The following is a 5,199-nucleotide window of genomic DNA, read 5'->3' as shown; positions in this document are numbered from 1 at the left end:
GGGCTCATGTAGGGCCCCATGAGGCCGCTAATGAAAGCCATAGGCAGAAGAGCGGCAATCACTGTAAGGGTAGCCAGAATAGTGGGCCCGCCAACCTCATTAACTGCGCCCGGAATAATTTCTTTCAGATTTTTATTCGGAAAGAGTAGTTGATGCCGATGAATATTTTCAACTACCACAATGGCATCATCGACCAAGATGCCAATGGAAAAAATGAGCGCAAAAAGTGAAACGCGATTGATAGTAAATCCCCATGCCCAAGATGCAAATAGGGTGGCGGAGAGTGTTAGAACTACCGCTGAGCCAACGATGAAGGCCTCTCTTCTACCAAGTGCGAAGAATATCAGCGCCACTACAGATAGTGTGGCGAAGATTAATTTTTGAATGAGCTTGCTTGCTTTTTCATTTGCTGTCTCTCCATAGTTTCGAGAAATGGCCATCTCAATATCTTGTGGAATGAGGGTGCCTTTAAGAGATTGCAATTGATCTAATACTTGGTTGGAAACATCTACTGCATTTTCACCAGGTTTTTTGGTAACAGAAATCGTTACCGCGGGATAATGGTGATTTAACTCTTTAGCCTCACCTCTTTGTGCATGCCAAACTAAGCGACGATTTTGCATCGGTCCCTCAATGACTGCGGCAATATCTTTTATGTAGAGAGGGCTTCCTTGCCTAATCCCGAGCGCTACATTCTCTACATCCTGTAAATTCTTTAGGAATGGACCAGTTTCAATAGCAATAGCGCCTTGTTCTGTTAGTAGGTCTCCCACAGGCATTCCAAGATTGGCTGTTTCTAGCGCCATTCTGAGTTCCGGGATGGTGATACCTTTCAGTGCCATTTTTTCGGGATTAATTTCAATCCGAATGGCGCGCTTTGGCCCACCAATAGTCGTGACTTCGCGAGTTCCTTTGATGCGTTTTAAGTCTATTTCGATCTTATTCGCAATTTTTTCTAAATCGTAAGCAGTAGTTTCTGTATTTTTTGAGAAAAGTGTGATGGATAAGATGGGTACATCATCTATTCCCTTGGGTTTAATAATGGCAGGCATCACCCCAAGACCTTTGGGTAGCCAATCAGAGTTTGCTGCAACAGTATCATGTAGTCTTACCAAGGCTTCCGTTCTGGGAACGCCAACTTTGAATTGCACGGTAATGACTGACAGACCAGCTTGGGACATAGACATGATGTGTTCAATCCCGGCGATTTGTGAAAGCACTTGCTCCGCCGGTATGGAAACCATTTCTTCCACAGATTTGGCGCTAGCACCCGGAAACGGGATGATGACATTAGCCATCGTCACGTTAATCTGCGGCTCTTCTTCGCGTGGTGTCACCACAATGGCAAATAAGCCAAGCAAGAGAGCAAGAATTGCCAGCAAGGGAGTAATTTGCGCCCCCTGAAAGAACTCTGCTATACGCCCTGAAATCCCTAGCTTGTTATCCATGCTTTTGTACCCAATTAAATTATATATTTATATTATATAATAAAATATATTAAAGCGTAGCTATCAGGTAGTGAAATTCAGCCAATTGTGAGGAAAGTGGCGATAAATACTAATGAATGCCTGCGAAGTGCCAGCCAATATGACTGTAACTCATTGAAAATACAAGGTATTACTGAAACACTTGGCGCTTCAGACACCTGGGCGCAGATGGGTTGCGCCAAATTTATGCTGGCAACTTTAAAGAAGTGATGAAATGAATTGATCTAGTTGTTGTGGAGGCAATGCGCCACTGATTCTTTCAATCTCAGTACCATTTTTAAAGCCGGCTAATGTAGGGATAGACCGAATAGAAAATTCTTGACCAATTCCAGGATTGGCCTCTGTATCCAGTTTGACATGAAGAATGGACTCCCCATGTTTTTTTGCGCTAGCCATGAAGGTGGGGGCGAACATTTTGCATGGACCGCACCAAGGGGCCCAAAAATCTACAATCACCGGCAATTTACTTTGCCCAAGAATCTCTTTAAAGCTGGCTTGGTCAGCATCAATAGGGCCCAAAAGTAAGCCCTCTCTACAAGAGCCACAGATCGGCTTTTGATTGATGCGATCTAAGGGCAGTCTATTAAATTTACCGCAGTGAGGACACTTGATAAGCATAAATTTGTTTTTCAAAAGTCTTGGATGTTGATTTAAATCATGAACTGAATATGGTCAAAAATCAAGCGAATAAATTTTGATTTGGATCAAAACATAAAAATAGCCCAAGAACTACATTGAACCTGTTTGCACTTGGGAGAGAATATTATGTTGCTTGAATTATTTGGAACTTTTGCGGGTCAATTGAGTCTAGCAGTCATTCTGTTTATGATTGGCATGTTCGTGTTCTTTATTAGGCTGTTTATGAAAAAAAGCGCTCAAATAGATGAGTAGATTTTTTAAAAAACTCCCTGGCTATCGTACCTCCCAACCGGGAAAAGAGCGATGGATACTGAGTCAAGCGCCCGCATGGACTTTACTGGGAACCCTCGCAATTTTGATGCCATCAATTCTGACAAGGATCTTGCCAGCCGAGGGGCAAATCGCACGAAGTGCCAGTAGCACCGGCTTCATCGATATTTTAGTGATCGCAACACTAATTTGTTATTGGATAGCTATCTTTACGATAGTAATCGGAGCTTATATTGTTGTATTGATGAAGGGTCCCGCTTACGTGGCAGATGCTTATCCTCTCGAGGATGCGGATAGGCCTAAACAGTAGTATTTAACGATTGCAGCTCGGGATATGCAATTACCCTAGGGTATATTTGATCTGCATCAATATGCTTCTTCTTCCCAAATGTCAAACTCAATTAGAAATATCTATTTGAGGAGAGTAAGAATATGTTTAAAACCGTTTTGATCCCCGTTGTCGATGATATGGTGACACCCAAAATCATGAAACAAATCTCAGGATTAATAGGCGCTGATGGGGCAAATGTTGTATTGGCTTATATCTCTGATCCTCGCGCTCCATTTGTATATGCGCGCAAAGCATCAGATTATCGAATTTCAGATGCAAATCATAAAAAAGCTTGTGCTCAACATGCCAAGGAATTGTTAGAAACGGCAAGCGGGCTCTTGGATAAGTCCATTAAAGTGAAAACACATCATGAATATAGTCCTGTAGTTTATGAAGGGATACTGAGCGCCGCCAAGAAGACAGGTGTCGATGCCATCATGATGGCTTCTCATAAAAGACTTGGTCTCAAAGGAGTATTTATGGGCAGTGAAACTCATGCTGTTATCGTGCATTCCAAATTGCCAGTCGTTGTGATTTAAAAATCACGCAAACCAGAATAAAGCGCCTTAAAAGGCGCTTTTTTATTGCCTTTAAAGTAGCAATAGATGCTCAGCTAGTAAATTTGCAGTACATTGACAGATATCATTTCCACACAAACAATTATGTTACGGATGCCTCTGATGAAACTAACATTGAATAAGTCGCTAGCTAAGCTATCAACTAAGCCATTGATTGCCTTCTTGTGTATGTCTATGGTTCCTGATCTAGCATTTTCTCAGTGGGTTTTTGTGGCGCGACATGCCATTGGTCGCATAGAGCAAGTTACCCAGAATTCACCATCAGGTAATCAATCCGCTACTGAGGTGGCTACGGTGATATTAGATGCACCCGCACAAAAAGTGTTTGAGGTGGCAGTCAATACCATTCAACAAAATGGCAATGTCAATATTTCAGCGATGAACCCACAGAAATTGAGCCTTACCATCAATCGTGGCGATCAGACAGCAACATTGGCTGTCAATTCGCTCAGCAACGATCCTTCTCAATTGATGATTGTTGGTACTGCAGCGCCAGGGGCTACACCACAAACAACCCAAATCGTTGATGGTGTGATTCGTGTATGCAATCAGTTGGGCAAGGACTGCAAGTTAGCGAACAACGCACCCCAATAGTTTTATTCATATCTTACATACCCTGAAAAGTCTTACTGCATTTCTGATCTTATTGATGGTCGTCACCCTTACTGGTTGCGCTCATCTATACAAGACTCAGATTCATGACGTTGTTTATTTAACTGACGATCAGTTTGATAAAAATAGTGACCTAAATGGAGATTTACAAGTCATCAGCGTAGGGGGTAAGGAGTATGTGCTTAATGCAGGGCATTACAAGAACCTCAAAGCAATTCGTAGCAAAGTGATTCCGTTAACGGATAAACGAATGCAATTTGCATTAGTAGACTCTGATCTGCATACGGTGTTATTGCTCTCTCGCAACGGGACTAATTACGTCGCAATGAGCTTTAACTTTTTGAATCTTTTTGGAGATGATGAGGATTCGTTGGCTGCTGCAATGAGCCATCAATATGCACATATTGTCATTGGCGATGATGCGGATGTACAAGATAGTCGAGAAATCAATTACTTTCTGACAAAAGAAATCGTTAGCACAGGCGTTTCTCTCTTTGCGACTGCGGCTGGCGGGTACGGCGCCGGTGCGGCAATCGATCAAGCAAAGCGCATACAAGACGGCAAGATCGAGGATCAGGTAAATCCCATGGCTATCGATTGGCTTACCAAAGCTGGATACACTCCATGTGGCTACCTAAAAATGAAAAATGTGATGGAGAAGAACTCAGCAGTCTCCAGCGCATTAACCTATTTGTTTACCCATCCTGGGATAGACGACAGGGTGAAGCTATCAAATGACTATCTAAAAGCCAATAATATGCAATGTGGGTGTATTGAATCGATTGCTAACTCAAACTTGGTAAAAAAGTCAGGGTCTATTCAGAAGTAGTTCACCACTAGTTTTGTGATGATTCAAAATACTGAAGGCTCCAAAGCCTTCTGCATGAATTTTGCTTTTGATTGAAAATAAAGAAAAAACCGACACACCAATTGATTAAGGGAGTAACAATGCTGTTATTTGATCGTTATACATTAGGCGGAATCGAACTTTCAAATCGCGTGGTCATGGCGCCCATGACAAGAAGTAGGGCGGTAGAAAACAATACCCCTAACGCTTTGATGGCTCAGTACTATGGCCAGCGTGCTGGCGCTGGATTAATTGTGACAGAGGGCGTTTCACCTTCTGCAAATGGCCTGGGTTATGCCCGCATCCCTGGATTATTTAACGAAGCACAAGTTGCCGGATGGAAATTGGTAACAGATGCCGTTCACCAAAAGGGTGGAAAGATTTTTGTACAACTGATGCATACAGGTCGAGTGACCCATCAGGATAATTTGCCAG

The 5,199-nt window shown here is 42.6% G+C and carries 7 protein-coding genes and 1 pseudogene; 6 read left to right on the top strand and 2 right to left on the bottom strand.

Annotated features, from left to right (window positions below; translation table 11 throughout):
• Positions 1–1,448 (bottom strand): efflux RND transporter permease subunit (locus KIH43_RS00320; RefSeq protein WP_297716622.1); only part of this gene is annotated, 1,448 nt, incomplete at its 3' end.
• Positions 1,449–1,685: 237 nt separating this feature from the next.
• A complete protein-coding gene (gene trxC / locus KIH43_RS00315) occupies positions 1,686–2,105 on the bottom strand; it encodes a thioredoxin TrxC (protein WP_297716620.1) in 420 nt (139 codons plus the stop codon).
• A gap of 147 nt (positions 2,106–2,252) precedes the next feature.
• Between trxC and KIH43_RS00310 the strand changes: the two genes are divergently transcribed.
• The 6 genes and pseudogenes from KIH43_RS00310 to KIH43_RS00285 form a co-directional block, all read left to right on the top strand.
• The gene (locus KIH43_RS00310; protein WP_296968010.1) at positions 2,253–2,378 is read left to right on the top strand and encodes a DUF3149 domain-containing protein; all 126 of its coding nucleotides are present in this window, start codon (positions 2,253–2,255) and stop codon (positions 2,376–2,378) included.
• The gene (locus tag KIH43_RS00305; RefSeq protein ID WP_296968009.1) at positions 2,371–2,706 is read left to right on the top strand and encodes a hypothetical protein; all 336 of its coding nucleotides are present in this window, start codon (positions 2,371–2,373) and stop codon (positions 2,704–2,706) included. Before KIH43_RS00310 ends, KIH43_RS00305 begins: the two co-directional genes overlap by 8 nt.
• Positions 2,707–2,828: 122 nt before the next feature.
• The gene (locus tag KIH43_RS00300; protein WP_296968007.1) at positions 2,829–3,266 is read left to right on the top strand and encodes a universal stress protein; all 438 of its coding nucleotides are present in this window, start codon (positions 2,829–2,831) and stop codon (positions 3,264–3,266) included.
• A 141-nt stretch (positions 3,267–3,407) separates the two neighbouring features.
• A complete protein-coding gene (locus KIH43_RS00295; protein WP_297716617.1) occupies positions 3,408–3,899 on the top strand; it encodes a hypothetical protein in 492 nt (163 codons plus the stop codon).
• A gap of 55 nt (positions 3,900–3,954) precedes the next feature.
• Positions 3,955–4,746, top strand: a complete 792-nt coding sequence (locus KIH43_RS00290) for a hypothetical protein (RefSeq protein ID WP_297716616.1) — start codon at positions 3,955–3,957, stop codon at positions 4,744–4,746.
• A gap of 122 nt (positions 4,747–4,868) precedes the next feature.
• Positions 4,869–5,199, top strand: a pseudogene (locus tag KIH43_RS00285) (alkene reductase); the annotation flags it as partial.

Source organism: Polynucleobacter sp. (assembly GCF_018500155.2).
Taxonomy (GTDB): Bacteria; Pseudomonadota; Gammaproteobacteria; order Burkholderiales; family Burkholderiaceae; genus Polynucleobacter.
The sequence above is the reverse complement of the archived record's forward strand: the minus strand, read 5'-3'. Positions and strand labels throughout refer to the sequence as shown.

Coding starts and splice junctions, on each gene's coding strand:
- trxC (WP_297716620.1), bottom strand. CDS start 2,105: ATGCTTATCAAGTGTCCTCACTGCGGTAAATTTAATAGACTGCCCTTA.
- KIH43_RS00310 (WP_296968010.1), top strand. CDS start 2,253: ATGTTGCTTGAATTATTTGGAACTTTTGCGGGTCAATTGAGTCTAGCA.
- KIH43_RS00295 (WP_297716617.1), top strand. CDS start 3,408: ATGAAACTAACATTGAATAAGTCGCTAGCTAAGCTATCAACTAAGCCA.
- KIH43_RS00290 (WP_297716616.1), top strand. CDS start 3,955: ATGGTCGTCACCCTTACTGGTTGCGCTCATCTATACAAGACTCAGATT.
- KIH43_RS00305 (WP_296968009.1), top strand. CDS start 2,371: ATGAGTAGATTTTTTAAAAAACTCCCTGGCTATCGTACCTCCCAACCG.
- KIH43_RS00300 (WP_296968007.1), top strand. CDS start 2,829: ATGTTTAAAACCGTTTTGATCCCCGTTGTCGATGATATGGTGACACCC.